Genomic DNA, 25,658 nt, shown 5'->3' on the forward strand with positions numbered 1-25,658 from the left:
GCAGAAGTGACGCCGCCTGAGCTTCCAGGCAGCGTATAGGATCGCTCATCATAGCAATACAGGATGACTGATTGTGCCCTAGGGCAGCCGTGACGGCCCCGGTTCCAGACCGGCCACCTCGCGGCGGAAGCGCGGGGTGTCACCGCGATCATCGGTCGTGTCCAGTTCCTCGGCAAAGCGTCGGCCCGCATAGGTTGCCCAGGCAATCGGGCCCGGCGCTGCCGCATCCCCGATCAGCTGTACCGATTTGACCCCGGCGTCTGCCCATTCGGCCTGCCGGGCGCGCAGATCATGGTAGAGCGCGTCATGGGGCAGGCGTGAGGTCACCATCACAACCGCGTCTGCCGCCAGAGCGCTTGCGGCGCCCGTCCATGTGCAGCCCAGTGTCACCTCTTTCGGACCGATCGCCTCGGGCGCCTTGCTGAGATGCACGCGGACGCCGATCTCCAGCAGCCGGCGCATGATGATGGCTTGCTCCAGCGTGTTTTCCGCCCACTCGGCCACCTTGGCGGCTGGCGTCACGAAGTCGACCTGGCAGCCGCGCGCCGCGAGCACCTCGGCCATGACCGAGCCCATGTAGAAGTGGTCGTCATCATAAAGCATGACGCGTCCACCCGTCGGGCCGATCCCCGCCATCAGATCATCCGGCGAATAGACCGGCATCGCCGCGTCGGTCGGGATCGGGTGCAGATGCAGCCGCGCCACCGCGTCGCGTCGCCAGCTTGCGCCGGTGGCAATGGCCACATGTTCGGCCCCCATGGCCAGAACGTCATCAGCGGACAGGCTGCTATCGCGATAGATCTCGACATTGGTCATCGGTGCCATCTGGCCGGTGCGGTAGTCCGCGACCCGTCCCCAGGCCGCAAGGCCCGGCAAGGTGCGCTCTTTTGCGACGCGCCCGCCCAGAACGGTCGTCGCCTCGGCAAGCGTCACGGCGTAGCCGCGCCGACCGGCCTGCAAGGCAGCCTCCAGCCCGGCAGGCCCGGCCCCCACCACCAGAACCGAGCCGGACGGCCCCTTGGGGCGTGCCCGCTCAGGGTGCCAGCCCTTGCGCCATTCCTCCATGAAGGCGGTGTTCTGGGTGCAGCGGCTGATCCCCCCTGTCATGTCGCCCGAGACGCAGATATTGCAGCCGATGCATTCGCGGATGTCTTCGAACCGCCCCTCCTCGATCTTCTTCGGCAGGAAAGGATCGGCGATCGAGGGCCGCGCCGCGCCGATGAAGTCAAGAACGCCTGCCCGGATCTGGCGCACCATCGCGTCGGCCGAGGTGAACCGTCCGACCCCGACCACGGGTTTCGGCGTCAGCGCCTTGATCCCTGCGACCAGATCCTCTTGCGCGCCCTCGGGCTTGAAGCGGCTGGTTCCAGAGCAGGCCTCCCAGGTTCCATGCGCCAGATCCCAGATATCGGGCAGTTCGCCATGCATCTCGATGAAGTCACGCAACTCGGCATTGGAAAAACCGAAGGCCCCGCCCTCATGCAACGACAGACGCAAGCTGATGGCCAGTTCGCCTCTGGTTTCCTCGCGTGCTTCCTCGACGATCTCGCGCAGGAACCGCGCGCGGTTTTCAAGGCTGCCCCCGTATTCGTCAGTCCGGTGATTGGTCGCGCGGCTCAGGAAGTGCTGAAGGATGCCGAAACCATGCGCCCCGTAGAGGCAGATCAGGTCAAACCCGGCAGTCTGACTGCGGCGAAAGGCGTTGCGGAACCAGCGGCGCAGGTCGCGGATATCTTCACGGTCCATCGTGCGTGCCTGAACCGGGTCGGATGTGAAGGTCAGGATCGGCCCGCCCGTTACTGCCAGCGGCACCTCGCGGCTGTAAAGGTTCGGCCCGTTGATGCCAGAATAGGCCAACTGAATTCCCGCCAGCGCCCCGCCTGACTTCATGGCCTCGGCCATGGCGGCCAAGGCTGGGATGTCCTTGTCCTCCCACAGGTGCTGCTCAATGAAGGGGGTGATCTCGCTCGTGGGGTGAATCTCCGTCTGTTCGGTGAAGATCACACCCCATCCGCCCTCGGCCTTGGTGCGGCGCATCTCCGCCACGGCGGATGGATCGCGGTAGCCACCGCCGTTGCAATGCGGCACCTGATAAAAGCGGTTCTTGGCGGTTTTGGGCCCGATCTTCACGGGCTCGAACAGGATGGCGTAACGGCTGTCGGTCGGCATGTCACAGGGTCCGCAGGTCAAGGGATTGGGTTGAGAGACGCGAGGGATCGCGTGGCGGCAGATCGGCGATCAGTAGCGCCGGATGCTGACCCGCCTGTGCCAGCACCTCGCCATGTGGCCCTGCAATCAGGCTGCCGCCGGTATAGGTCAGGTTGCCCTCGCTGCCGCAGTAATTTGCATAGGCGATGGCCAGCCCATGATTGGCCGCCATTGCCGGAACGGTATGGGCCGGCACATGGACAAAGGGCATCATGTTAGCGGTGGGGCACAGGATCAGCTGAACGCCCTGATCCGCCAGTGCCTTGATATGCGGCGCAAATTCTATGTCATAGCAGATCAGCAGCGCGGCGCGCAGCCCGCCCAGATCGAACGTGCAATAGGCGTCGCCCGGAGTGTAGAGCGCCCTTTCGCGTGGGCCATAGAGCTGCACCTTGTGATAGCGCGCCCGCGCGGTGCCAAGAACGCTGGCGCTGTTGTAAACCGCATCCCCCTCACGTTCGGCGTGGCCAAGCACCAATGCGCAGCCGGCCACCAAAGCCGTCGCGTGCAGCTCCTCCAGCAGTGCGGCATCGGGCGCTGCGGCCGCAGGATCCGCGCAGTTGTAGCCGGGCAGGAACACCTCGGGCAGTACCAGCACCCCGGCCCCCGCCGCGCTGGCCGCGCGTAGCGCCATGCGGGCCCCAGACACAGCTCGTTCGGCATCGCCCGAAGGCGATGGGCATTGCAGCACAGCAATCCGCATCCCGGATGTCTCCCGCCCTGGTGCGCCCGCCCGACCGGTGGGCGTGGCGAGCGCGTTGTGATGGTCACTTCTTCAGATTGGTCCAGACCGCGTCATAGAGCTTCTGGGTTTCTTCATCGCAGACCGCGATGAAACTGCCCTTTGCGGCATCTGCGGGCGGATTGGTCTCTGGGCTGGACTTCACGGCATCCGACAGGAAGGGCTCCACCCCCATCACGCCCGATGTGTAGGCGGCGTAGTTGGTCACCGCCGCCGCGTTTTCGGGCTGCAGAAGGAAGTCCATGAACTTCAGCGCGTTGGCCCGGTTCGGCGCATCTTTCAACAGCACCACGTTGTCCATCCAGACAACATAGCCTTCCTTCGGATAGGCATATTCCACCGGCGCACCCTCGGCCCGGGCCTTGGCGGCAAAGCCGTTGTAGATCATGCCTGCCGCCGCATCGCCCGAAACAAGCACATCCTTGGCCGTGTCTGACCCGAAGCTGGCCCAGCTGGCCTTGGCCTTCAGCAGCATCTCCATCAGCGCCTTCAGCTGTTCCTTGTCATTGGTGCATTGGGGGATGCCAAGGTACATCGAGCCAAGCGCCAGAACCTCGCCCTGGCTGTCGAGCACGTTGATCTTGCCCTGCAGTTCTGGCGGCGGATCGAAGATCAGGCCCAGCGAGTTGATGTCGCCCTTGAAGACATCGCGGTTCACGGCAAAGGCGGTCGAGCCCCATTGATAGGGGATCGAGGATTTGCGACCCGGATCGAAGGGCACATCCACCCATTGCGGATCGATATTGGCGTAGCCGGGCAGCTCTTCGGGCGTGAAGGTATCGAGCAGCCCTTCGCCAGCCATGATCTGCACCATGTAATCGCCGGGCACCGCCACGTCATACTGACCCAGCTTCCCGGCCTTCAGGCTGGCCAGCATCGCCTCGTTGCTGTCATAGGTGTCGATGGTCACCTTTATCCCGGTCTCGGCGGTGAACTTGTCCACCAGCTCTTGCGGCATGTATTCGAACCAGTGGTAGACCGAGAGCGTTTCCTCGGCATGTGCGGCCGCGCCTATCAGGGCAAGTGCGGCGGTGGTCAGCATCAGGCGGTTCATGGGGTGGCTCCTTGTCGGGGGTTACAGGCTCTTCTGGCCCTTGCGGTTGATCAGGTAGGACAGCGTGACGAACAGGATCGAGACGCCAAGCATCAGGGTGGAGATCGCCATGATGTTCGGCTTGATCCCCTGCTTGACTGATCCGTAGATGGCGGTCGGCAGCGTCTCCATGCCGGCGCCTTTCACGAAATTCGTAATGATGAAGTCATCCAGGCTGATGATGAAGGCGAGCAGATAGCCCGACACCACACCGGGCATCATCAAGGGCAGCAGGATCAGGAAGAAGGACTGCGCGCGGCTGGCGTAAAGGTCCCGCGCCGCCTGCTCGAACGACCCGTCGATCCCTTGCAGACGGGCCGCGATGGGCAGGTAGGCAAAGGGGATGCAGAAGGTGATATGGGCGATCAGGATGGTCAGATAGCCCGGTGTCAGCCCCACCATGCTGAAAAAGATCAGCGAGGCCACGGCGATCACGATCTCGGGCACCATCAGGGGCAGGTTGATCAGCGCATAGGTCAAAGACCTGCCCTTGAAGCCGCCCGCCCGCAACATGGCCAGTGCCGCAGCCGTGGCGATCGCTGTCGCCGAGGTGGCCGCGATCACCGCAATGGTAAGCGAGTTCCACGCCGCCGCCTTGAAGCGCGGGGCTTCGGGGCCGGTGAAGACATCCGTGTACCAGCGCAGCGACACACCACCCCAATTGGTGATTGAGGTGGAATCGTTGAAGCTGTAGGCCATCACCACCAGCAGCGGCGCATAGAGGATGACGAGGCATGCCACGGTCATCGCCAGAAATCCGGGGTAGTGCCGCACATTGCGCAGGGCCATCAGCGCACCTCCTGCCGCGTGGCGGCCCGCGCCTGCACGAAGAGCACGATCAGCACGAGGGTCATCAGGATCATCGACACGGCCGCCCCAAAGGGCCAGTTGCCAAGCGATTTCTTGAACTGCTCCTCGATCAGCGATCCGATCATGAAGTTCTTTGCCCCGCCCAGAAGGTTCGGCGCAAGGAATGCACCCAGCGACGGGATGAAGACCAGGATGCAGCCCGCGACGATACCGGGGCGCACGATCGGCAGCACGATCTCGCGCAGGGTCACCCAGCGGTTGGCGTACAGGTCTGCGGCGGCCTCGGAATAGGCAAAGCTGTAGCGTTCGACGGCTGCATAGATCGGCAGAACCATGAAGGGCAGGTAGCTGTAGAAAAGCCCCAGTTGCACCGCCATGTTGGTGTTGATGATCTGCAAGGGCTCGGAAATCAGCCCCACCCCCATCAACGCGTCGTTCAGCGGTCCGTTCTCGCGGATGAGGAAGCGCAGGCTGACGGTGCGGATCAACAGGTTAACCCAATAGGGAACGGTGATCAGGAACAGCCAGATGCCGCGTGAGCTCGCAGGCCGCGTCGCGATGAACCATGCCGTCGGAAATCCGATCAGAAGACATAGCGCTGTCGCCCCCGCTGCCTGCGCGATCGAGCGGGCAAAGACCGTGATATAGGTCCACTCCAGGGTCGGCGGCTCATCCCCGAACAGGCCCCGGTTCAGGAAGAACTGGTCATAGGCGGCCAGCGAGAACTCCCATTCCACCCCGCCGCGAAACTCCTTGGTCAGAAAGGAGTAGACCGCCATCAGCAGCACGGGCAGCAGAAGGAAAATGCCGATCATCGCCCAGGTTGGCAGCAAGAGCGGCACCAGAATGCCCCGCCAGCTTCCCGGCCCCGGCGCATGGTTTGATCCGGGCCCGGCCATCAGTCGGCCAACAGACGCGCAGCGCCTGCCTCTACCGCCAGACCAACCCGCTTGCCGGGTGCCGGTACTGCAACTCGGTCAGAGTTCTGCAAGCGCAGATGCAGCGGGGTGCCATCCTCCAGCCGGGCGATGACCTGCCGGTCGGTGCCCAGATAGACCACCCGGTCGACCACGGCCTGCAGATCGCCCGCCTCGGTCAGGGCCATGCGTTCGGGCCGGATCGACAGGTGATGCTTGCCGATGCCTTGTCCCGCCGCCGCGACCTGCAAGCGGTGCCCTCCGGGCAAGGTAACCTCGGCCCGACCGTCCCGCACCGACAAAACCTCGACCGGCAGAAGGTTGGTCTCGCCAATGAAGTCCGCGACGAAGCGGTTTACCGGTGCCTCGTAGATTTCCTGTGCCGTGCCGATCTGCTGGACATGACCGGCGCTCATCACCGCGATCCGGTCGCTCATCGTCAGCGCTTCTTCCTGATCATGCGTCACGAAGATGAAAGTGATGCCGGTGTCTTCCTGCAGCTGCTTCAATTCGACCCGCATCGCCTGCCGCAGCTTCAGGTCCAGCGCCGACAGGGGCTCGTCCAGCAACAACACCTTGGGTGAGGGGGCGAGCGCGCGCGCCAGCGCCACCCGCTGCTGCTGCCCGCCCGAAAGCTGCGCCGGAAGCCGGTCGGCAAAGGCCGACAGATGCACCATCTCCAGCATCTCGGCCGCCCGCTTGCGCCGCGCGTCCTGCGCAACCTTCTGCATCTTCAGCCCGAAGGCCACATTGTCGATCACGCTCATATGCGGGAACAGGGCATAGTGCTGGAACACCGTGTTCACCGGGCGGTGGTTCGGCTCAAGGTTCGCGATGTTCTGACCAAAGAGCCGGATCTCGCCCTCGGTCACGTCCTCAAACCCGGCGATCATCCGCAAGAGTGTGGTCTTGCCACAGCCCGACGGCCCGAGCAGGGTGAAGAATTCGTTGTCCCTGATGGTCAGCGAGACACCATGCAGCGCAGTCACGTTGCCATAGCGTTTCACCGCGTTGCGTATTTCGACGGCATCTGTCATCGCGCTGGCCCATACCCCCGGTTCGTGTAAAGTCAGGCTAAACACCAGCAAACGGGGGGTATATACCCCCAGAAGGGTATGACCCGGTGCAAGCCCTGCCCAATCTTTCCGAAGAGGCGCTGGCGCGCTGCATCCGCCAGTTGCGCCAGCCCAAGTTTGAACCCGCCCTGTGGGACCTGTTTCGCGCCGCCGTTGCGCCGGACAACCTGATCATCCTTGCCTATCGCGACGTAGGCGCGCCGCAGGTTTTCTATTCCCGAACCGATGATCCCACGGTCTTTGCGGAACTGGAGAGCACATACCTGCCGGGCGCCTACAGGCTCGATCCCTATTTCGGGCTGCATCTGGATCGGGTGCGCGCCGGGGCTTATCGGCTGACCGACATTGCGCCCGACGCATTTCAGAGAAGCCGCTATTTTCTTGAATACTACGCCCAGACCACGCTGGTCGATGAAATCACCTTCATCGCCTATCCCGCACCTGGGGTGTCGCTGAACCTGTGCCTCGGCCGCGATGCCAGTTCAGGGGCCGAGTTCTCGGGGGCTGACCTTGCCACTTGCCAGCGGCTTTCGCCCATCGTGGCCGCGCTGGCCGAGGTGCATTGGTCCACACTGGCCAGTGCCGCCGGCGCAGCAGATGACAGCGCGGCGCTGCTTGCACGGGCGGCAAAAGCCCGGTTGGGGATCGCGCTCTCGCCCCGTCAGGCCGAGGTCGCCCTGCTGATCTTGCGTGGTCACTCCAGCCTGTCGATCGGCGCACGGCTGGAGGTTTCGGCCCAGACGGTCAAGGTCTTTCGCAAGCAGCTTTATGCCCGCTGCGCGATCTCATCGCAGGCCGAACTCTTCGCGCTGATGTTGCCCTTGCTTACCGAGGGCTGACAGCCCCCGACTAGTACTTCACCCAGACAGTCTTGAGCGCTGAATACTTGTCGAAGGAGTGGATCGACAGATCGCGCCCGAAGCCCGACTGCTTCATCCCGCCAAAAGGCGTCATCGCCGATAGCGCGTCCACCGTATTGACCGACACCGTGCCCACATGAAGCCGGTCCGCCATTCGTAGCGCGCAGCCCAGATCGCGGGTCCAGACTGAAGCCGCGAGTCCATAGACCGAGGCATTCGCCATCACCACAGCCTCGTCCTCGGTGCTGAAGGTCTGGATGCTCAGCACGGGCCCGAAGATCTCTTCTGTCGCGATCCGCGCATCTTGCGCCGCCCCTGCAAAGATCGTGGGTTCGATGAAGGCATCCGATCCGTTCAGCGTGATGCGCCCGCCGCCACAAACCAGCCGGGCCTCGGTCTTGCCGATTTCGATATAGCGCGCGACAGCTGCCGCATGTCGGGCATCCACCATTGCCCCAAGTGTGGTTTCAGGGTTCAGCGGGTCGCCGGGGCGGATCGCACGGGCCTTTTCTGCCATCCGCGCCGTCATCTCTTCGGCCACCGCCTCATGCACCAACAGGCGGCTGTTGGCCGAGCAAACCTCACCCTGATTGAAGAAGATGCCAAAGGCCGCCATCTCGGCTGCTCGGTCGAGGTCGGCGTCGGGGAAGACGATGTTGGGGGATTTGCCGCCGGTTTCAAGCCAGACCTGTTTCATGTTCGACTGTCCGGCATAGGTCTGGAACAGCTTGCCCACTGCCGTCGAGCCGGTGAAGACAAGGCAGTCAACATCGCAATGCCGGCCGAGGGCCTGCCCCGCGTCCTCGCCAAATCCCGGCACCACGTTCAGAACGCCATCCGGCAATCCGGCCTCTGCCGCCAGCTCTGCCAGCCTGAGCGCCGAAAGCGGGCTTTGCTCGGCCGGTTTCAGGACAACCGAATTGCCCATGGCAAGCGCGGGCGCCAGTTTCCATGTCGCCATGTCGAGTGGGAAGTTCCAGGGCACCACGGCGCCAATGACACCCAGGGGCACCCGACGCACCATCGCCAGATCGCCTGCACCCGTGGGCGCGATTTCGTCATAAAGCTTGTCGATTGCTTCGGCATGCCACTGGAAGAAATGCGCCGATCCCGGCGCATCGATGGTTGATGAATCGCGGATCGGCTTGCCCATGTCGAGCGTATCGAGAAGCGCCAGCTCGGCCACATTCTCGCGGATCAACGCCGCGAGCCGCAGCAGCACGTCCTTGCGTGCGGCCGGTGCCAGACGTGACCAGCGGCCATCCTCAAACGCGCGTCGTGCCGATGCGACTGCGCGGTCAATGTCCACTGATCCACCCCGCGCCACGTCGGTGAGCACGGTGCCGGTAGCAGGGTTTACCGTCGGAAACCGCGACCCGTCTGCGCTTGGCACAAAGCGCCCGTCAATCCAGCAATCGGTGCGCAAGCGCAGCGCCGCCGCGCGGGCCTTCCAATCGTCATGGCTCAGCATCATTCATTCCCCGGGGATAATCGATCATGGGCGCCTCGGCTCTGTCCTTGGCGCGTCGCACAGAAGTCGCTTTTGGCGACCGAAGGACCGGCCGCTTGTCCGTTATTGTCCGCGCAGTCACCCGAACCGTCATCGCGCATGCAGGCTGGCGCCGAGGGTGGCACGGCAAAGATGAGTTTGAAAGTAAGAGATTGTGAGCCGCAGGTTAGGTTTTGTCTAACAAGGCAGGGCCCTGGGCGCCTGCCTCTGGCATTGCGATACCGCTTTGTCGGCAACGACTTCTTGGCCGGCATGAACCGGTGAACGAGGCTGGGGTTGGGCGCCGCCACACCGATCGCAATGGTGGGTCCGATTGCCTGCGCCGGACACGATTGCAGGTGACGTCACCTTTGTTGAAGAGCAAGCCTCCCGTCGACCTGCAAAAGCACACGACCGCGCCCACTACGGAGGATGCGCACTGGCCAGTCGCTCTCGGCCAGACGGCGCGAAAGCAGAAGCAGGCGGGATTCGAGGTTGTCCTTGAACTCGGGCAATCTCAGCGTGGTATCCAGACGGAACTCACGATTGGTGAACTCTGTCCGACCCTCCTGTGCGAAGGTCTGCAGCATCCGCCAGAGCAGCCTGCCAGGCACACCCTTGATGACATAGTCGTGGTCGATGAACAGGCTGTCATCATAGGCGAAATGCTGGATAAGCACCTCGCGACTGTTGTCGCCTGCGGTCATCGCCGAAACCGAAGTTCCTGCCCGGGCGACGCCAAGCTCGCGCGAAGACTCGACGAAGGCCACGAGGGCCGCCAGCTGCGCGGCGATCAGATTGACGGCCTGCTCGTCCACGGGCGTGAAGGCAAGACGATCCTCGGATTCGGCATAGATCATCCCCCTGACGTCGCCGCCGGCAATCATCGGGACGGCAAGCAGGCTTTGCGGGGCCTCCAGCCCAGGCATCGGTACGTCATGCGACGCGTCGGGGCCAAGATGACCGGTGGTCTTGACGTTGTGGATGTAGAGAAAGTTTCGACCGACGCAGGAAAAGCGCAGGGCCTGGGCTCGCTTCGCGGCAAGGCCGATCACGCCCTCGCCCCATCGGACCTCGGCGCCGGCTCCCTGACGGTTGTAGCCCCGGCTTGCGATTGCCGTAAGGGCACGGGTGTCAGGATCGGCAAGGAACAGCATGCAATGCGATATGCCAAGCCGGGTCACCAGCCCGTCCAACACCAGATCAATGGCCCGGTCAAGGTCGTCCAGCCGAGAGAGCGACAAACAAATCGGGATGGCCGCGCCGAGCGTATCGACGCGCGCAACCCGCGTCGCGGGCGCATCCCGAACGCCCGGTTCGCAGCTTTGCACTTCGACCTCAAGGACGCGGTAGATATCGGCCGACCTCAGGCGCATCACATGGTCCATTCCTTGATGCGTGGCGACCGCTGTCACCAGCGTGGCCAATGTGTCGAAGAGCGGACCCGAGGTCTCGGCGCGTTCAAAGACAAGGTCGAGGATAAGCTGCGCCCCGGTGCGCGCGTTCACAACTACCACCTGCAGCCGTGGGTTCTCGCGGACATTCCGGACCATCTTCGACATGAACTGGTTCGACAGGGCGACGTGGTCCTCGTCGATGTAGAAGACGTGGCTGATGTAGGAGACGTTCGGCGTGCCGTCCCGCGCTGCCGTAACCACGACCGACGGCACGATACCCTCGAAACACTCCCAATGGTCGGCGAGGAGCGGGCGTTCGTGCGTCTTCATAGGCGCTGACCGGCATTCTTGCCGGGGGTCTGCAGGAACACCGCCTCTGGGGCCATGCGAACACGGTAGAGCCCGCGCGCCGTGAAGGTCGTCTGCACCACCGCTTCGGGTTCTCCAAGGCGCCGGATCCGGTCGCGGATCGCGTCGGTGTAGACGGCGGCAAGGTGCAGGTCATCCTTGCTGCAATCCGCCGTCTCAACCACACGGCCCTTGATCTGAAAGGCGTCAAAGGTTTCCGGTGCGGTAAAGGTGACGGCGATCCGCCCGTTGGCCGCGATATTGTCGGCCGTCCTGGTTCCCGGCCAGCGCGAAATCAGCACCTCCACTGCCTCGCCATCGCCGATCACGCGGGCGCCAAACGCACGGGACATCGTGGGAACAAGCGCGCGGTCGCAGGTGCCGACCGTGATCGACGGATGCGACTCGATGAGGCCGATCAGTCTGTCGTCGAAGCCTGAGATCATTTGGCGCCCCGGTGCTTAGGAACTTTTTAGGATTGCATCCAATGCTTAGCAAGTCTCTAGGAAGCACTTGGCTGTCCGACCGGCTAATGACGCTGCATCGATCCAACATGGGCGCAGCAATCATGTATAAACACCTCATCCCTTTGCTATCTGCCGTTGTCGCGGCTTCCATTGCCCTTCCCGCGCAGGCTGAAGACGCGGCCATTGCGCGCGGCGCATATCTGGTGTCCGTCGCCGGTTGCGGTGACTGCCACACGCCTGGCCACTTTCTTGGCAAGCCAGATCTTGAACGGGCGCTTGCGGGCTCGGAAGTAGGCTTTGAGATTCCGGGGCTCGGCACATTCTACGGACCAAACCTGACACCCGACATGGAAACCGGACTTGGCAAGTGGTCCGAGGCCGAAATCGTGGCGGCGATCACAACCGGGGTTCGGCCAGATGGGCGCGTGCTTGCGCCCGCGATGCCGTGGATGGGGTTTGCGAACTTCACCCCCGAAGACGCAACCGCGATTGCCGCCTTTCTGAAGTCGCGCCCGCCGATTTCGAACAAGGTTCCCGGTCCCTTCGGGCCGGGCGAGCAGCCGACGGCGTTTGTGATGCGGATCGTTCCGCCCGGCACCTGATGCACGGCGGGACCGCGACAGGCGTGTTGAGACCGGGGGCAGGGCAGCCTTGCCCCCGGTCAGGTTGGCTCAGGCCTTTGCGAAAGCCAGCAGGTCAGCATTGACCAGTTCGGGGTGTGTCGCGAAGGGGGCATGCGACAGGCCCGGATAGGTTTTCAGCGTGCCGTTCCGCAGAAACTTGATCGCCTTATGTGCCGAATTGTCGATCGGCACGATCTGGTCATCCTCGCCGTGCAGGACCAGGACCGGGATGGTCAGCGCCTTCAGGTCTTCGGTAAAGTCGGTTTCCGAAAAAGCCCTGATGCAGTCGTATTGCGCCTTTGCGCCGCCCATCATGCCCTGCCGCCACCAGTTCTGGATCTGGCCCTGACTGACGTTGGCACCCTCGCGGTTGAAGCCGAAGAACGGCCCCGAGGGAATATCGAGGAAGAACTGCGCCCGGTTCGCCACAAGGGCTGCACGAAAGCCGTCAAAGACCTCGAGCGGAATGCCGTCCGGGTTGCTTTCGGTCTTCGCCATGACCGGCGGAACGGCCCCGATCAGCACCGCCTTGGAGATCCGCCCAGCCTCGGCGCGGGCGGCATAGCGGGCAACCTCACCACCGCCGGTCGAATGCCCGATGTGGATCGCGTTCTTCAGGTTCAGCGCGCGCGCGAGCTCGACCACATCCTGAGCGTAGGTGTCCATCTCGTTGCCGGTATCGGTCTGGTCCGACCGGCCATGGCCGCGGCGGTCATGGGCGATGACGCGGTAGCCCTTTTCCAGAAAGTGGAGCATCTGGTTGTCCCAGTCGTCGCTTGAGAGCGGCCAGCCGTGGTGGAACACGATCGGTTGCGCATCGCGCGGGCCCCAGTCCTTGTAGAAGATGTTGGTGCCGTCGGTTGTGGTGAAAAATGCCATGATCAGGTCTCCTCTAGGGTTCGCTTGGGTTGTTCGGTTCAGGATCAGAAGGGCGGTCGCAGCGGCCCCGGTCGTCACCGGTGTTCGTCTGGTTATCGTCGGGTTCATCGGACCGTCTTTCGTTGCGGTATGGACAAACTACGCCCTGCGATGCACGAAGGGGCGTGGCGAAAATGACAATGATCGGGGCAAAGAGGACAATGGCACATGTGGTGGCCGATATCGGCCTGCTGCTTTATCCCGGCTGCCAGTTGGCGGCGGTCTATGGGCTGACGGATCTGTTCCGCATTGCAGGCGAGTGGACCGGCGCGGACGCCCGCGAGGTGCGCGTGTCGCACTGGCAGGCGGATGACGCAGGGGTGACCTGCATCTGGGACAGCCACCCAGGCACGCCCCACAAGCTGACCCATGTGATTGCGCCCCCCAGCATCATCATGCCCGATCGCATGGCCCCCGCACCCGCCGCCGCACATTGGTTGCGGGAAAGGCACGCGGGCGGGACAGTGCTGTGTTCGGTCTGTGCCGGTGCCTTTGTTCTGGCCGAGACGGGATTGGTGGACGGGCGCCGCGCGACCACGCACTGGGCCTTTGCCCGGCAGCTTGCCCAACGCTTTCCCAAGGTGCATCTGGCCGACGAGCAGATGGTTGTCGACGAGGGCGACATCATGACTGCGGGTGGCATCCTGGCATGGACCGATCTGGGACTTACTCTGGTGGGGCGCCTGCTCGGGCCTGCGACCATGCTTGCCACCGCCCGGTTCCTGCTGGTCGAGCCGCCACGCCAGAGCCAGCGACCCTTTTCCCAATTCATTCCACGCTTTGACCATGGCGATGATGCCGTTCGGGTCAGCCAACACCACATTCACGTCCATGCGCAAACCATGCAGGGCGTCGGCGAACTTGCGGGAATGGCCGGTATGACGCCGCGCACGTTCCTGCGCAGGTTCAGCGCCGCAACAGGGCACACGCCGGTTGAATATCTCCAGCAGGTCCGCATCGCAAAAGCGCGGGAGATGCTGGAGAGGACCCTGACGCCGGTTGACCGTATCGCCTGGGAGGTGGGTTACGCCGACCCTGCGGCATTCCGCAAGCTGTTCCAGAAACTTGCAGGCCTGCCCCCCGCTGCCTATCGCCAGCAGTTCGGCATCGCGAGCCAGATTCCCGATCCGGTGACATGAAAGGTCGACGCGTCTGGTCAGCAGGGCATGCGCGCATTCAGATCGGAAATGGTCCTGCGTTCCGATCGTCTGGATGAATGACGCTGTCTGGCTTTTATTCAGTACGGCATCCCGGATGCCGGGGCTGAAGCTAAGTCTAAAGCTTCTTTTTCTTCGGCAGGGCCGCCGTCGCAAGCGCCCCTTTTTCGAACATCGGGACCACAATGGGCACAGATTTGACCCGCTTGGGCTTCTTCACCTCGCGATTACCGCGCTTGTATCCTTTTGCCATGACGAAATCCTTTGATGAACCATCTGCAACGCGCAGCGGTGAACATGCGATCCTCGCGAAATGCGAGAATTTGCTGAGTTGATTGACCAACATTCGGCTTCCTTGAAAGAGCCGATGGTTTCCGTGCGGATAGGAAACCGCTCTGGATAACTTCCGATCAGGGTCAACTCATTTGAGATCAATATGGGGATGGGTGCAGAAAATAACAATCTCCTAATCGCGAATGCATGGAAACTCGAAGTTTTGACAGCAAATACATAGAATTGGGGGAGGCGCATTCTCAGAGAAATATCACATGGAGGTCGGTCGGATAATGGCGCTTGATTTTCTCAATGAAGCCCTGTATCGAGAGTAAACAGATTTCGCCTGGCAATCAGCCGGTCGAACGAGCAACTTCTCTTCGCTTGAGAGATCTCCGTAACGCCCTGTTTTTGTTTCGACCGGCTGTTGCTGGGTCGGGTAATGCTGTTCCGGTTCTGCGGATATGGCCTAGAATGGACAAGCTTTTGGCAACGAAGAACAAGGCGAAAAAGACCTCCGGCTCACCAGTGCGTGAGACCCTGGCCGATCGAACAAACGCAAATGCGCGAGAAATCGTGGCTGCGGAAGCCAAGAAACGCCACGACCTGACAGTGCTACTTCGGGCAGCGCGTTTGGCCAAAGAAGCTGAGCCAACTTCGGAACCCATTGCGAAGTCAAGAAAAAATGGTGCCGACTGACTTTATGCTTTGAGTTGGCGCGCAAATAATATTTGTGTGTTCTTGCGATTCGTCCGACGGCGAGATGCGGATTAGCGGCCTCTGCTGTTATATGGCTTTCGGATTTGCCCTGAAAGAATGAGCTGGCAAATTTGTGCCCGGGATACGAATTGCGGGTAATGCGGCATGTCATTGCTATGCCGTGATACGACTCGACTGACGCGATGAGCTGCATTGACATTGAAACGTGAAGCGGTGGGCAGGCTCCGTCACTTTGCACTGAATGGTAAAGGACCTGATATGGGATACTCCACACCGAAAACCCCGTTTGATCTGACCAAATTCTTGGATCAGAAAGCCGCGCCAAGATCATACCGCAAGCCGGTTTGGGCGAGAAAATCCTTTGTCAAGCTAAGCGCCGAGAATGACACTTCGCACGGCGACGGCGCCGGAAACGGCTCTGAGGGAAAAATGGACAGCTGAGGCTGGACTAAGTTTTGATTGTTATCAATGGGATGTGCTTGGATCCTGGATTTCGTCCATAGAATCCTCGCATTTCAGAGAGTTTTGACCTATATGGGTTAGGCATATCTTTTTTCGGACCTGTCCCTTTCGGCTCAGCATTCGATCTTCAGCTTTGCCGGGCTGCTACGTCCTGTGAGCAGCGCCCATGAAAAGGAATATCACGATGGCCAATGGCACCGTGAAATGGTTCAACTCAACCAAGGGCTTCGGCTTTATTGCGCCAGCAGGCGGTGACAAGGACGTGTTCGTCCACATCACCGCTCTGGAGCGCGCAGGCCTGCGTGGCCTCGACGACGGTCAAGCCGTGTCCTTCGACATCGAGCGCGACCGCAATGGACGCGAATCGGCGACGAACCTTGTGCTCGCCTGAGCATCTGGCTCGCTGACACCGCAGGCGGGGCCGGTCGCAATCCGGCCCCGTCTGTTTTTTTCGAACCACATCAGGATTGCTGATGGGTTCGCATTTTCAGGAAAGAATTGACTTGATCGAGATCCACTGGGGGCAACCCCTGTCCTTTGTCATGTCGCCCGAGGGCGACGTGCAGAAATTCAGCACCATCGAGCAGGCGAGACACTGGCTGCGGCGAAAGTGGCCCGTCTCGGACGACGCCCATGAAAAGGCGCTGCATCATCTTGAGGCCGCAATGGACTGCATCGGCTCCGTCGGAACGGCGCGCCGGGCGTTTATCGCAGCCGCGCGCAGCGCGGGCTTTGTCCCCGAAGATCTGATGACACAATCCCACCGGCAGGCCGCCTGACGCGTGGAGTGGCCGACACGCATCTTGTCGCCGGCCGTTTGATCTGTCGACTGTCAGCGGGTGATTACCAGGGCACCTGCGCGCCGGAGTAGTCAAAGAACCCGCCATTGTCGCCCGGAGCTAGGCCCCAGATGACGTCGATCACTTGCCGTGCTGCGGCTTGGGGGGCAGTTTTTCGATGGCCGGGATAGGCGCTGGTGAACTGCGTGTCGACGGTCCCCGGATGCATCGCGACCACCACCGCTTCGGGGCGTTTCCGGGCGATCTCGATTGAAGCGGTACGCACAATCTGGTTCGCCGCAGCCTTTGACGCACGGTAGCTGTACCAGCCGCCCAGATGGTTGTCGCCGATTGATCCGACCCTTGCGGTCAATACCGCGGTCACTGACCGGCCCTCGCGCGGCAGCAGCCGCGGCAGGTGCCGCAGGATCAACGCCGGTCCCAGAGTATTCGCTGCCAGCGTCGCCAGCATCGAGGGCCCGTCGATCTCGATCAGCGACTTTTCAGGGTGCTGGCCCTCGGCGGCCAGTATCCCGGTGGCGACAATCACCGTTGTAAACGGCGGATCAAGCGCGCCAAGAACGAGGTCGACCGAGTTTTGATCTGTGATGTCGATACCCTGATCGCGGCGTGAGACGCGGGTGACCAGCTGTCCGCGCGCCGCAAGCTCTGTCGCCAGTGCCCCACCGATCCCGCCCGAGGCGCCAATCACCAATGCCCGCCCCGTCATCGCGTCACGTCGTCAGACTTTGTGGTTCTGCCACGCCGGCACCTGTCCGAGCAGTAGCGGACCTCGTCCCAGACTGCGGCCCATTTGCGGCGCCAGGAAAAAGGGCGCTTGCAGGTCGCGCAGATGCGCGTCGGCAAATCGGCTTTTCGGCGCATTTTCATCGTCGTTCACGCGCAATGCAAAGGTGGCCAGTCATAATGCGGTGAGGGGGAGGGGGCATGCGGTTACACCGCAGCCCATCAGGCGCCAGCCGCCAGTGCCGCCTCGATCTCGCGGCGTGCGCGGGCAGAGGTGGGGCGCGTCGCGCTCGACATCCAGGTGATGACATTTCCGTCACGGCCGATCAGATACTTGTTGAAATTCCAGGTCACCCCGCGACCGGATTGCAAGGCCGCCCATTTGAAAAAGGGATGGGCTTGATCGCCGGTGACATGGACCGGCTCGGTCATCGGGAACTCGACCCCGTAGGTCAGCTCGCAGAAGGACTTGATCTCTTTGGCATCTTCGGACTCTTGCCGGAAGTCGTTCGAGGGCGCCCCGATGACCACGAGTCCGGCCTGTTCGTAAGCGCGCCAGACATCAACAAGATCAGCATATTGTCCGGTGAACCCGCAAAACGACGCGGTATTGGCAACGAGAAGAACCTTGCCCTTCCATTGGGACAGAGGCATCGGCTCTCCCTCAAGGGACATGAAGTCAAAGTCAAAAGCCCGGACGTCGGCGGCACGTGCCGTTGTGACACTGCAGGCCAGTGCAGATGCGATCCAGGCAGAAGCCGTCCGTCGATTTACGATAACCATGTCGACCTCCCGGTGTTTCAACTGCGTATACGCAGGTCGCAACACTTTGGATCAATGGTGACAGAACAGTGCGCGCATCCCGATGGAAAAGCGCCGATCACTGCATCGCGTGGCTGGACCCTTTCAGGTCCAGCCTTTCGCGTTTCAGGATTGGCTGGCTTTCGCCACGCGCCGCCAGGCATGCAGCAGCGGCTCGGTATAGCCCGAAGGCTGTGCGGCGCCTTTCAGGATCAGGTCGCGGGCGGCCATGAACGCCGGGCCGTCGTAATGCGGCGCCATCGGGCGATAGGCGGGATCGCCCGCGTTCTGCCGATCCACGGCCAGTGCCATACGGCGCAGGCTCTCTTCGATCTGCGCCTCGTCAATCAGGCCATGCACCAGCCAGTTGGCCAGGAACTGCGCCGAGATGCGCAGCGTTGCACGATCTTCCATCAGTGGCACATCGTCAATGTCCGGCACTTTGGAACAGCCGACGCCCTGATCGACCCACCGCACGACATAGCCCAGGATCGACTGGCAGTTCAGATCCACTTCACGCGCGATCAGCGCTTCAGACAGGTTGCGGCGCGCCATCAGCGGTGGTGTCATCAGCGCGTCAAAGCTGGCGCGTTCCCGCGTGGCGAGGCTGTCCTGTAGAGCGGCAACATTCAGCTGATGATAGTGCGTCGCATGCAAGGTGGCTGCTGTTGGCGAAGGCACCCAGGCCGTGCTCGCCCCTGCCTTCGGGTGGCCGATCTTTGCGGCCAGCATCTCGGCCATGGCATCGGGCTTGGCCCACATCCCCTTGCCGATCTGGCCCTTGCGGTGCAGCCCGGTGGCGAGACCTGCATCGACATTGCCGGCCTCGTAGGCGCTGAGCCAGACCGCGTCCTTGATCTCGGCCTTGGGCAGCACAGGGCCCGCCTGCATCACGGTATGGATCTCGTCTCCGGTGCGGTCGAGGAAGCCGGTATTGATGAAGGCGATCCGGTCTTTCAATGCGCGGATGCAGGCCCGCAGATTGGCCGAGGTCCGGCGCTCTTCATCCATCAGCCCCAGTTTGACGGTGCCATACGGCAGGCCAAGCAGGGCTTCGATGCGGGCATAGGTCCGGTCGGCGAAGGCTGCTTCGTCGGGGCCGTGCATCTTGGGCTTCACCACGTAGATAGAGCCGCTGCGCGAATTGCGGGGGCCGCTCGTTTTCTGCAGGTCATGCAGGGCGGCCGTCACCGTCACCATCGCATCCAGCAGGCCTTCGGGCACGTCCTGTCCATTCAGTCGGACCGCATCGGTGGTCATCAGGTGGCCGACATTGCGCACCAGAAGCACAGCGCGTCCCGGCAGAACGACAGTGCTGCCATCGGGGGCGGTGAAACTGCGGTCGGGGTTCAGACGGCGGGTCTGCGCCTTACCGCCCTTGGCGAATGTCTCGGTCAGATCGCCCTTCATCAGGCCCAGCCAGTTGGCATAGGCCAAGACCTTGTCTTCGGCATCGACAGCGGCAACCGAGTCCTCGCAGTCCTGAATCGCGGTCAGCGCTGATTCCAGCACCACATCGCGCAAACCTGATGTGCTTGCGGCGCCCACAGGATGCGAGCGGTCAAAGACCAGTTCGATGTGCAGGCCATTGTTGCGTAAAAGGATCGACCCGCGATCACCATTGCCGGAAGTGCCGACAAAGGTTGACGGATCGGCCAGCGCTATCGGCTGCCCGTCGATGGTAGCCACAAATGCACCGGTATCGGTGCTATAGGCGGTCACATCGGCATGGCTGCCAGTTGCCAGCGGCACGGCCTGATCCAGGAAGTTTGCAGCCCATGCCACAGCCTGTGCACCACGTGCCGCGTCATAGCCCTTGGCCTGTGGCGCGCCCGGCAGCGCGTCGGTTCCATAGAGCGCGTCATAAAGGCTGCCCCAACGCGCATTTGCTGCGTTCAGTGCAAAGCGGGCGTTCATCACCGGCACCACCAGTTGCGGCCCCGCGAGGGTAGAGATCTCGGGGTCGGATGGGGTGGTCGCAACTGTAAAAGCAGGCCCTTCGGGCTGGATATAGCCGATCTCGCGCAGAAATGCCTGCCAGGCATCGTTGTCCCAATCGCTGCCACGACGCGCCGCCAGCCAGGCATCGATCTGCGCCTGCATCTCGTCGCGGACGGCAAGCAGGCGGCGGTTTTCCGGCATCAACTCGGTTAGCAGCCCGTGAAAACCGGACCAGAACTGTTCGAGACCAAGGGGCAGGCCGGGCAGCAGGCGGGTTTCGACAAAATCTGCCAGAACAGGTGCGATCTGCAGGCCAGCAATGTCGGTATGGGTGGTCATGGCAATCTCCTTTGTGTGCCACGGTATGCAGATGAACCGCAGAGCTCCAGTTTCGGGTGGATGTTTTCCACCATGTGGAATTAAATCCAGCTTATGGAGAGAACCGGAACAGTTCAGTCAGTGGATCGCGCGTTGATGCTGCTTGAGGCGCTCGCAACGCGGCTTGAGGGAACGCGCTTGTCGGATTTGGCGCGCGAAGCGGGTCTTGCACCATCAACCACGCACCGTTTGCTGACGACGCTGGAGCGGAACGGCTTTGCCCAGTTCGACCCAATGCGGTCGAAATGGCACGTGGGTCGCAAGGCATTTGCCGTAGGGGTAGCCTTCACCAACCTGCAGAGCTTCATTGCCGCCGCGCTGCCCCTTATGCGCCGCCTGCGGGACGCGACGAAGGAAACCGCAAATCTTGGGATTCTCGAGGATGGCGAGGTGATCACCGTGGCGCAGGTCGGCAGCCGCGAGATTATCCGTGCCATCTCCGCTCCGGGGGGCAGGGCGCCGGTGATGAATTCTGGCATGGGCAAGGCGATCGTCGCCACATGGCCCGACGATGCAATCGAGGCGCTCGTGGCGCGCCATGGTCTTCGTCGCCTGACGCGGCGCAGCCTGCGCAGCATGGCGGCGGTCCGTGAGGATATCGAAGCCATCCGCCAGCGCGGCTATGCCTATGACGATGAAGAGTTCACGTCGGGCATGCGCTGCGTCGCATCCGTCGTCTGGTCTGCGACGGGTGAGCCATTGGGTGGGCTGTCGGTCTCTGCATTGGCAGAACGGCTGACGGTTTCAGACATGCCCGCAATGGGAGAACGGGTACGCGACCTTGCGCTGGAGTTGACCCATGTGATGGGCGGTCGGGTACCTCCCGCGACCGGCGCGCGGTGATATCCTTCCGCCGGGGGCAACTGCGCAGGTGTCGGCTGGTGCGTGCGGGGTAGCATTGCGCAAATCAGATCGCAGCCGGGCAGGACTGGGCGGCGTCCCTGACCAGGGATCTCGCCAAAACTGAAGCCTCCGACGCAACCGCGCGGTCAGCGGCAGGGATACCGGAAAAGCACGCCGGTATGGTTCAGGCCATGCGCCCCTGGAGTGGTCTTTAGGGCAGAAATGCTGAGTGTGATCGGGTTCGACTGGGGTGGTTGGCAAGCGGACTCGGGCGCGGACAAGCGGTTGGTCACAGATAGGGTCTTCGCGATACGGCGCCGGCAGTTTGAGGTGCGCCTCATTCTGAGGTAATCTTTGCGCCGCTGGTGCAGAACATAGAAAATGGCTTGCTCAACGGGCATGATCGCGCGAACTTGCCGAACGGCGGCAGGTCATTTGGACAGTGTCTGTTGCAGGCCATGGGGATTGCGGTGTGGTTATCCCCGGGATGTTCATTATGACTGGGCGGGGATTTCACGAGATGATGCGACGGTATGGTCAGACTGGGCTCTTGGCCCGGACAATCAGCATGCGGCGCCAAGTGAAATGAAGTTGCCACGGACTCTGGTTGCGACTGCTGCATTCTTGTGTGCGGGGCTTGCGGTATCGGCGGAAGAACAGCAGCCCTGGCTTCAACTCCATGGCTGGGATGGTCCGTGTGACGGACAGTGCGGCATTGCCGTCTATGCCGGCAGGTTTGTTGAGGACGGCATGGGTGACGTGCTGATCAACGCGCCAAAACTGCCGCAGGATTGGGCCTATGACGACGACTATCTCGTCGCGATCGCCCTCTCCCGCAAGATCGGTACGTTGTGGGGACGCATCGAACTGGAACCCGAGGTCGGGATTGCGCAGCGGTTCGATATCCAGCACGAAACCGAGATATGGGGCGCAGTTTACTTCCGGTATGGTGATTTTCCCTGGAACGACCGTGTGAAAACCACCATGGGGGTCTCTGTCGGCCTGAACTACGCAAGCGACGTATCACCGCAAGAGGACGAACGGTCGAAGACAGGTGAAGGCTATCGCCTGCAGCACTTCTTTTCGCCCGAGATCACCTTCGCTCTGCCCGAGAACGAGAACAACGAACTGCTGATCCGCTTCCACCACCGTTCAGGTGTGTTCGGTCTGATGAACGATGGGGGCGGCGCGTCGCAGTATCTGACCATCGGGGTTCGCCATCGGTTCTGAGCGCGGCAAACAGCGCGCATCAGCGGCCTTTTCCCAAGCTCAGCCTCGCAGCACCCAAGAGCACCGCTGCCTTGGTCTGGGCAGCAGAAACCGATGCCGCCTGGCAAATCGTTCCGCCAGATGTGGAAGCGGCAGCACGCCTGGAGGATGCACAAGGAAGGGCAAGGGCGTCGGGGAAACGCCCTTGCCTCCGCCCGGCAGATCAGAGGAGGAAATCTCCCGCGCGGATCTGGCTGATCCCGGTCAGCTGGATCTCGAAGTCGGCCCGCCCGTCACCGTTTACATCGCCCCGCAGCACAAGATCGTTGCCGGTATCGCTGAACCAGACCGCATTGGCCTTGGCGGTGGTTCCGTTGAAGGTGAAGGCCTGATTTCCGGCGCGTTGGGTGTTGGCGTCGATCCCGCTCAGGTCGATATCGTCACGGCCCGAAGCAAAGTTCTGGATCACGTCGCGGGCCGTGGCGCCGGGGCGGCTCTCGGAGGCACTGGCGAAGACAAAGACATCAGCCGCACCATCGCCTGCGCCACCCGACAGGATGTCACGCCCCGCGCCGCCGATCAGCCTGTCCGCACCCGCGCCGCCACTGAGCCGGTCATTGCCCGCCCCGCCCAGCAGGCGATCATTGCCCAGATCGCCGGTGATCGTGTCATTCCCGCCCAGGCCCTCGATCGTGTCATTACCGCCGCGCCCGCCGATCCGGTCCGCAAATGAGGTGCCGGTAAAGCTGTTCGCGCCGTTCGACAGGTCAAGGTCCTGCGCCGTGCGCGGGTCAACGATGCGGGTGGCGGTTATAAAAGTCTGATCGGGGTTCAGCGCGTTGAAGGTGTAGAGCAACCGACCGTCCGGCAATTCCGATATCGAACGCAGATGCGCAAAGTTGCGGATGCCGTCATTCGGGACGCTGTTGTCGTAGACCGTCGCCACACCGCTTGCCGGCGTGCCATCGGCGTTGAAGACCCGCATCACATGCTTGTAGCCCACGATGTCATTGTCGGGCCGGCTAAGCCATGAGACGACGAACTGCCCGTTTTCCAGTGCGGTCACCTCGGATTGCGAATGTTCCGAGAAGATATCGCCGGTGACGGTAAAGCTGTCCCCGACCTTCGTGCCGCTGGCCGTGATGATCTGTGCGTGGACGACGGGGCCCTTGTTGAAAGGCGGGGTATTGCTGGTGTCGGTCCAGCTGACGACATAGTTTCCATTGGCCAGCTGCGCGAGCTTGGCATCGGAATAGTCCCCGGCCCCGGCAACTTCGATCACGCTGCCGCTCGGGCTGCCGTCAGAGCCGAAGCGCTGCACCACGATCCGGTCCGAGAACGAGACCTGCGTGATCCCTGCCACGATCAGCCCGTCGCTGCCAAAGGTGCTGACAAACCCCTCGGTCTCGCTGATTGACATGCCGGAGGGCAGGGTCATTTCGCCGCCCGCCGGTGTGCCATCCGCATTGTAGATGCGGAACTTCGGCGCGGGGAAGCTGGAGGATTCCGAGCCATCCTCCCAGAACACCGCAAAGCGCCCGTCGTCGAGCGCGATGATGGTTTCCACCTCTTGGTCGTTCTCGGTGGCGACGGGCACCGAGATCTCGCTACCCACCCGAACACCGGCGGCGGTATAGATCTGCATCCGCACGGTCTGTCCGTCGAAGTCAGGGGTCGTCTCGCTCGAGTCAGTCCAGACCACGACGATATTGCCATTGGCAAGCTGGGTGACCTTCGCGCCTTCCTGATCGTCGAAAGTCGTGGTGTTGACGCGCTGCACATTGGTCAGCGCTGTGCCGTTCAACGCGAATTTCCGCAGCAGGATGTCACCGGTGCTGCTGAATTGCTCGCCCACCAGAAGCAGGCTTCCGTCGCGCAGGACGATGGCATCCGCCAGTTCGTCGTTGGTGTTTGCGGGGTCAATGTTGAAAAGCTGAAACTTGGGGGCAACAACTGCGGGCATGGGCACCTCTGAAAAATGAGATTGGCCAGATCTTTGAAAGGCCAGAATGGTCGGGGTCGCGATGCGCACAGCATCACGCTCTCCGACGCCCGCGCAAGTCGCGGTTTCCTTACCTTTCGGTAAAAACATTCTGGGCATCTGGCCGCCCGTGCGGGCGGCTGCGGCTGCCTGCAAGCCCGATCCAGCGGGACAACAAGAAGCCGCGCCTCAGTTCACGGCAGCGGCGATGATGTCGACCATCTTTTGATACTGGCGGCTCTTGGCGTGCTGCAGTGGGGTCACACCGTCGCGGTCGGGGATCGTCACGTCCGCGCCCGCCTCGACCAAGTATCGAACTGTCTGCACATGGTCGGGGCCGCCATCCCCCAGAATGACCGCCTCGATCAGAGCGGTCCAGCCAAGGTTGTTCACGTGATCCAGCGGCGCCCCACCGGCGATCAGGCGGCGCACGACGTCGTGGTGGCCCAGATGCGCGGCGGCGATCAGCGCGGTTCCGTCATAGACGCTGGTAATCAGGTCGGGCCTGTTGCCAAGTTCCAGCGCAAGCGAGACCATTTCGGGATCATCGGCCACCGCCGCGATTGTCAGCACGTCATAGCGATCGTCTTCCAGAGCGTTCATGTCGGCCCCCGCCGCGGCCAGTGCCCGCAGTGCGGCATCATGCGAGGCAAAGGCTGCGACATGGGCTGGCGTTCGTCCGGCCGGGTCGCGCGCATCCGGGGCGGCCCCCTTGGTCAGAAGCGCGCGGATCGTTGACACATCACCTGACTGTGCCGCGGCATGCAGGCCGTCATAGGCTGCAATCTCGGCGGCAGAGGGGGCGGTCTGCGCCCCTGCGGTGATGGGAAGGCAGAGAAACAGGATCATAGACGCGCGCAATATCTGGTCACTCCAGGGTGAAAGAGGGGCCACCTCACCGGGCGACCCCGGTTGATCATTCGGCGCCAATGGCATCCAGACCCTTGCGGGCACAGGTCGTGTCGATGTCGCCCGAAGGTGCGCCGCCAACCCCAATGCCCCCAACCAAGGCTCCGCCGATCTTGATCGGCAGACCCCCGGCCTGAATGACAAGACGTGGATCCATATCTCGCAGACCGTCGTTCTGCGGGTTGCCGCCGATGAACTCGGCAAGGCCCGCCGTGTCGCGTCCAAGGCTGGCCGAGGCGAAAGCCTTGCCCGTGCTGCTGCCCACGGTATGGGGGCCTGCATTGTCGGCGCGCAGCACGACAGAGGTCACGCCGCTGCGCGCGACGATTGCGACGGAGACATTGTGCCCTTCGGCGGCGCAGGCATCCAGGGCCGCGCGCGCGGCCGTCTGGGCCATGTCGAGTGGCAGATAGAATGCGGTCGGCAGCTCTTGCGCGAGTGCGGAGGTCGGCGCCAGCAGGGCGACGGAGAGGGCAAGTTTGCGGAACATGTTCAGTCCTTGTTGACGTT

General features: G+C 62.4%; 27 protein-coding genes. 9 read left to right on the forward strand and 18 right to left on the reverse strand.

Annotation, left to right across the window (positions count from 1 at the left end):
- Positions 1–78: 78 nt before the first annotated feature.
- The 6 genes from FQU74_RS02265 to FQU74_RS02290 all read right to left on the reverse strand — a co-directional run bounded on the left by FQU74_RS02265 (position 79) and on the right by FQU74_RS02290 (position 6,807).
- Complete coding sequence (locus FQU74_RS02265) at positions 79–2,169, reverse strand: oxidoreductase (RefSeq protein ID WP_146284819.1); 2,091 nt, start codon at positions 2,167–2,169, stop codon at positions 79–81.
- A gap of 1 nt (position 2,170) precedes the next feature.
- On the reverse strand, positions 2,171–2,911 hold the full coding sequence (locus tag FQU74_RS02270) for a nitrilase-related carbon-nitrogen hydrolase (RefSeq protein ID WP_146284820.1): 741 nt from the start codon (positions 2,909–2,911) through the stop codon (positions 2,171–2,173).
- Between the two features lie 64 nt (positions 2,912–2,975).
- A complete protein-coding gene (locus FQU74_RS02275) occupies positions 2,976–4,004 on the reverse strand; it encodes an extracellular solute-binding protein (RefSeq protein WP_146284821.1) in 1,029 nt (342 codons plus the stop codon).
- 21 nt (positions 4,005–4,025) lie between these two features.
- Positions 4,026–4,832 (reverse strand): ABC transporter permease, encoded by an 807-nt coding sequence (locus FQU74_RS02280; RefSeq protein WP_146284822.1) that lies wholly within the window; start codon positions 4,830–4,832, stop codon positions 4,026–4,028.
- Positions 4,832–5,752: an ABC transporter permease gene (locus tag FQU74_RS02285; RefSeq protein ID WP_146284823.1), complete on the reverse strand. Its 921-nt coding sequence runs from the start codon at positions 5,750–5,752 to the stop codon at positions 4,832–4,834. The genes FQU74_RS02280 and FQU74_RS02285 overlap by 1 nt, the downstream gene beginning before the upstream one ends.
- Positions 5,752–6,807: an ABC transporter ATP-binding protein gene (locus FQU74_RS02290; RefSeq protein ID WP_146284824.1), complete on the reverse strand. Its 1,056-nt coding sequence runs from the start codon at positions 6,805–6,807 to the stop codon at positions 5,752–5,754. Before FQU74_RS02290 ends, FQU74_RS02285 begins: the two co-directional genes overlap by 1 nt.
- A gap of 86 nt (positions 6,808–6,893) precedes the next feature.
- On the opposite strand from FQU74_RS02290, the gene FQU74_RS02295 reads away from it, so the two are divergent.
- The gene (locus FQU74_RS02295; protein ID WP_158635516.1) at positions 6,894–7,685 is read left to right on the forward strand and encodes a LuxR C-terminal-related transcriptional regulator; all 792 of its coding nucleotides are present in this window, start codon (positions 6,894–6,896) and stop codon (positions 7,683–7,685) included.
- A gap of 10 nt (positions 7,686–7,695) precedes the next feature.
- On the opposite strand, the gene FQU74_RS02300 is transcribed toward FQU74_RS02295, so the two are convergent.
- From FQU74_RS02300 to FQU74_RS02310, 3 genes are all read right to left on the reverse strand, one after another.
- Positions 7,696–9,177: an aldehyde dehydrogenase gene (locus FQU74_RS02300; protein WP_146286172.1), complete on the reverse strand. Its 1,482-nt coding sequence runs from the start codon at positions 9,175–9,177 to the stop codon at positions 7,696–7,698.
- A gap of 383 nt (positions 9,178–9,560) precedes the next feature.
- Positions 9,561–10,922 (reverse strand): GAF domain-containing protein, encoded by a 1,362-nt coding sequence (locus tag FQU74_RS02305; protein ID WP_146284826.1) that lies wholly within the window; start codon positions 10,920–10,922, stop codon positions 9,561–9,563.
- Positions 10,919–11,386: a pyridoxamine 5'-phosphate oxidase family protein gene (locus FQU74_RS02310; protein ID WP_146284827.1), complete on the reverse strand. Its 468-nt coding sequence runs from the start codon at positions 11,384–11,386 to the stop codon at positions 10,919–10,921. Before FQU74_RS02310 ends, FQU74_RS02305 begins: the two co-directional genes overlap by 4 nt.
- Positions 11,387–11,508: 122 nt before the next feature.
- Here FQU74_RS02310 and FQU74_RS02315 point away from each other — a divergent pair, with 122 nt between their 5' ends.
- Entirely contained in the window at positions 11,509–12,009 is a 501-nt protein-coding gene (locus tag FQU74_RS02315; RefSeq protein WP_206664988.1) for a c-type cytochrome, read from the forward strand.
- A 69-nt stretch (positions 12,010–12,078) separates the two neighbouring features.
- Here the strand turns inward: FQU74_RS02315 and FQU74_RS02320 are convergent, their stop codons facing one another.
- A complete protein-coding gene (locus FQU74_RS02320; RefSeq protein WP_146284828.1) occupies positions 12,079–12,909 on the reverse strand; it encodes an alpha/beta fold hydrolase in 831 nt (276 codons plus the stop codon).
- Positions 12,910–13,082: 173 nt separating this feature from the next.
- Here FQU74_RS02320 and FQU74_RS02325 point away from each other — a divergent pair, with 173 nt between their 5' ends.
- On the forward strand, positions 13,083–14,087 hold the full coding sequence (locus FQU74_RS02325; protein WP_146286174.1) for a GlxA family transcriptional regulator: 1,005 nt from the start codon (positions 13,083–13,085) through the stop codon (positions 14,085–14,087).
- A gap of 136 nt (positions 14,088–14,223) precedes the next feature.
- On the opposite strand, the gene FQU74_RS02330 is transcribed toward FQU74_RS02325, so the two are convergent.
- Entirely contained in the window at positions 14,224–14,451 is a 228-nt protein-coding gene (locus FQU74_RS02330) for a hypothetical protein (protein ID WP_146284829.1), read from the reverse strand.
- Positions 14,452–14,852: 401 nt separating this feature from the next.
- On the opposite strand from FQU74_RS02330, the gene FQU74_RS02335 reads away from it, so the two are divergent.
- The 4 genes from FQU74_RS02335 (at position 14,853) to FQU74_RS02350 (ending at position 16,339) form a co-directional block, all read left to right on the forward strand.
- On the forward strand, positions 14,853–15,077 hold the full coding sequence (locus FQU74_RS02335; protein ID WP_146284830.1) for a hypothetical protein: 225 nt from the start codon (positions 14,853–14,855) through the stop codon (positions 15,075–15,077).
- A 213-nt stretch (positions 15,078–15,290) separates the two neighbouring features.
- A complete protein-coding gene (locus FQU74_RS02340; protein WP_146284831.1) occupies positions 15,291–15,539 on the forward strand; it encodes a hypothetical protein in 249 nt (82 codons plus the stop codon).
- A gap of 205 nt (positions 15,540–15,744) precedes the next feature.
- Positions 15,745–15,951, forward strand: a complete 207-nt coding sequence (locus FQU74_RS02345) for a cold-shock protein (RefSeq protein ID WP_146286175.1) — start codon at positions 15,745–15,747, stop codon at positions 15,949–15,951.
- 82 nt (positions 15,952–16,033) lie between these two features.
- A complete protein-coding gene (locus tag FQU74_RS02350) occupies positions 16,034–16,339 on the forward strand; it encodes a DUF982 domain-containing protein (protein WP_146284832.1) in 306 nt (101 codons plus the stop codon).
- Positions 16,340–16,403: 64 nt separating this feature from the next.
- Here the strand turns inward: FQU74_RS02350 and FQU74_RS02355 are convergent, their stop codons facing one another.
- The 4 genes from FQU74_RS02355 to FQU74_RS02370 form a co-directional block, all read right to left on the reverse strand.
- On the reverse strand, positions 16,404–17,069 hold the full coding sequence (locus FQU74_RS02355) for an SDR family NAD(P)-dependent oxidoreductase (RefSeq protein ID WP_146284833.1): 666 nt from the start codon (positions 17,067–17,069) through the stop codon (positions 16,404–16,406).
- Complete coding sequence (locus FQU74_RS02360; protein ID WP_146284834.1) at positions 17,066–17,224, reverse strand: DUF2256 domain-containing protein; 159 nt, start codon at positions 17,222–17,224, stop codon at positions 17,066–17,068. The genes FQU74_RS02355 and FQU74_RS02360 overlap by 4 nt, the downstream gene beginning before the upstream one ends.
- 84 nt (positions 17,225–17,308) lie before the next feature.
- Positions 17,309–17,869 carry a glutathione peroxidase gene (locus FQU74_RS02365; RefSeq protein WP_146284835.1) on the reverse strand — a complete coding sequence of 187 codons (561 nt, stop codon included), beginning with the start codon at positions 17,867–17,869 and terminating at the stop codon, positions 17,309–17,311.
- A gap of 144 nt (positions 17,870–18,013) precedes the next feature.
- Positions 18,014–20,167, reverse strand: coding sequence for a malate synthase G (locus tag FQU74_RS02370; protein ID WP_146284836.1), 2,154 nt, complete (start codon positions 20,165–20,167; stop codon positions 18,014–18,016).
- 93 nt (positions 20,168–20,260) lie between these two features.
- Here FQU74_RS02370 and FQU74_RS02375 point away from each other — a divergent pair, with 93 nt between their 5' ends.
- Entirely contained in the window at positions 20,261–21,049 is a 789-nt protein-coding gene (locus tag FQU74_RS02375; RefSeq protein WP_146284837.1) for an IclR family transcriptional regulator, read from the forward strand.
- Positions 21,050–21,799: 750 nt separating this feature from the next.
- Positions 21,800–22,279: a hypothetical protein gene (locus FQU74_RS02380; protein ID WP_146284838.1), complete on the forward strand. Its 480-nt coding sequence runs from the start codon at positions 21,800–21,802 to the stop codon at positions 22,277–22,279.
- 202 nt (positions 22,280–22,481) lie between these two features.
- On the opposite strand, the gene FQU74_RS19680 is transcribed toward FQU74_RS02380, so the two are convergent.
- The 3 genes from FQU74_RS19680 to FQU74_RS02395 form a co-directional block, all read right to left on the reverse strand.
- On the reverse strand, positions 22,482–24,221 hold the full coding sequence (locus FQU74_RS19680; RefSeq protein WP_158635517.1) for a calcium-binding protein: 1,740 nt from the start codon (positions 24,219–24,221) through the stop codon (positions 22,482–22,484).
- Between the two features lie 207 nt (positions 24,222–24,428).
- Positions 24,429–25,088 carry an ankyrin repeat domain-containing protein gene (locus FQU74_RS02390; protein ID WP_146284840.1) on the reverse strand — a complete coding sequence of 220 codons (660 nt, stop codon included), beginning with the start codon at positions 25,086–25,088 and terminating at the stop codon, positions 24,429–24,431.
- Between the two features lie 67 nt (positions 25,089–25,155).
- The gene (locus tag FQU74_RS02395; protein ID WP_146284841.1) at positions 25,156–25,638 is read right to left on the reverse strand and encodes a GlcG/HbpS family heme-binding protein; all 483 of its coding nucleotides are present in this window, start codon (positions 25,636–25,638) and stop codon (positions 25,156–25,158) included.
- Between the last annotated feature and the right edge of the window lie 20 nt (positions 25,639–25,658).

Origin of the sequence: Gemmobacter aquaticus (genome assembly GCF_007859075.1) — a bacterium.
GTDB lineage: Bacteria > Pseudomonadota > Alphaproteobacteria > Rhodobacterales > Rhodobacteraceae > Gemmobacter > Gemmobacter aquaticus.

Coding starts and splice junctions, on each gene's coding strand:
- FQU74_RS02265 (WP_146284819.1), bottom strand. CDS start 2,169: ATGCCGACCGACAGCCGTTACGCCATCCTGTTCGAGCCCGTGAAGATC.
- FQU74_RS02270 (WP_146284820.1), bottom strand. CDS start 2,911: ATGCGGATTGCTGTGCTGCAATGCCCATCGCCTTCGGGCGATGCCGAA.
- FQU74_RS02275 (WP_146284821.1), bottom strand. CDS start 4,004: ATGAACCGCCTGATGCTGACCACCGCCGCACTTGCCCTGATAGGCGCG.
- FQU74_RS02280 (WP_146284822.1), bottom strand. CDS start 4,832: ATGGCCCTGCGCAATGTGCGGCACTACCCCGGATTTCTGGCGATGACC.
- FQU74_RS02285 (WP_146284823.1), bottom strand. CDS start 5,752: ATGGCCGGGCCCGGATCAAACCATGCGCCGGGGCCGGGAAGCTGGCGG.
- FQU74_RS02290 (WP_146284824.1), bottom strand. CDS start 6,807: ATGACAGATGCCGTCGAAATACGCAACGCGGTGAAACGCTATGGCAAC.
- FQU74_RS02300 (WP_146286172.1), bottom strand. CDS start 9,177: ATGCTGAGCCATGACGATTGGAAGGCCCGCGCGGCGGCGCTGCGCTTG.
- FQU74_RS02305 (WP_146284826.1), bottom strand. CDS start 10,922: ATGAAGACGCACGAACGCCCGCTCCTCGCCGACCATTGGGAGTGTTTC.
- FQU74_RS02310 (WP_146284827.1), bottom strand. CDS start 11,386: ATGATCTCAGGCTTCGACGACAGACTGATCGGCCTCATCGAGTCGCAT.
- FQU74_RS02315 (WP_206664988.1), top strand. CDS start 11,509: ATGTATAAACACCTCATCCCTTTGCTATCTGCCGTTGTCGCGGCTTCC.
- FQU74_RS02320 (WP_146284828.1), bottom strand. CDS start 12,909: ATGGCATTTTTCACCACAACCGACGGCACCAACATCTTCTACAAGGAC.
- FQU74_RS02325 (WP_146286174.1), top strand. CDS start 13,083: ATGACAATGATCGGGGCAAAGAGGACAATGGCACATGTGGTGGCCGAT.
- FQU74_RS02330 (WP_146284829.1), bottom strand. CDS start 14,451: ATGTTGGTCAATCAACTCAGCAAATTCTCGCATTTCGCGAGGATCGCA.
- FQU74_RS02335 (WP_146284830.1), top strand. CDS start 14,853: ATGGACAAGCTTTTGGCAACGAAGAACAAGGCGAAAAAGACCTCCGGC.
- FQU74_RS02345 (WP_146286175.1), top strand. CDS start 15,745: ATGGCCAATGGCACCGTGAAATGGTTCAACTCAACCAAGGGCTTCGGC.
- FQU74_RS02350 (WP_146284832.1), top strand. CDS start 16,034: ATGGGTTCGCATTTTCAGGAAAGAATTGACTTGATCGAGATCCACTGG.
- FQU74_RS02355 (WP_146284833.1), bottom strand. CDS start 17,069: ATGACGGGGCGGGCATTGGTGATTGGCGCCTCGGGCGGGATCGGTGGG.
- FQU74_RS02360 (WP_146284834.1), bottom strand. CDS start 17,224: ATGCGCCGAAAAGCCGATTTGCCGACGCGCATCTGCGCGACCTGCAAG.
- FQU74_RS02365 (WP_146284835.1), bottom strand. CDS start 17,869: ATGGTTATCGTAAATCGACGGACGGCTTCTGCCTGGATCGCATCTGCA.
- FQU74_RS02370 (WP_146284836.1), bottom strand. CDS start 20,167: ATGACCACCCATACCGACATTGCTGGCCTGCAGATCGCACCTGTTCTG.
- FQU74_RS02375 (WP_146284837.1), top strand. CDS start 20,261: ATGGAGAGAACCGGAACAGTTCAGTCAGTGGATCGCGCGTTGATGCTG.
- FQU74_RS02380 (WP_146284838.1), top strand. CDS start 21,800: ATGGGTGACGTGCTGATCAACGCGCCAAAACTGCCGCAGGATTGGGCC.
- FQU74_RS19680 (WP_158635517.1), bottom strand. CDS start 24,221: ATGCCCGCAGTTGTTGCCCCCAAGTTTCAGCTTTTCAACATTGACCCC.
- FQU74_RS02390 (WP_146284840.1), bottom strand. CDS start 25,088: ATGATCCTGTTTCTCTGCCTTCCCATCACCGCAGGGGCGCAGACCGCC.
- FQU74_RS02395 (WP_146284841.1), bottom strand. CDS start 25,638: ATGTTCCGCAAACTTGCCCTCTCCGTCGCCCTGCTGGCGCCGACCTCC.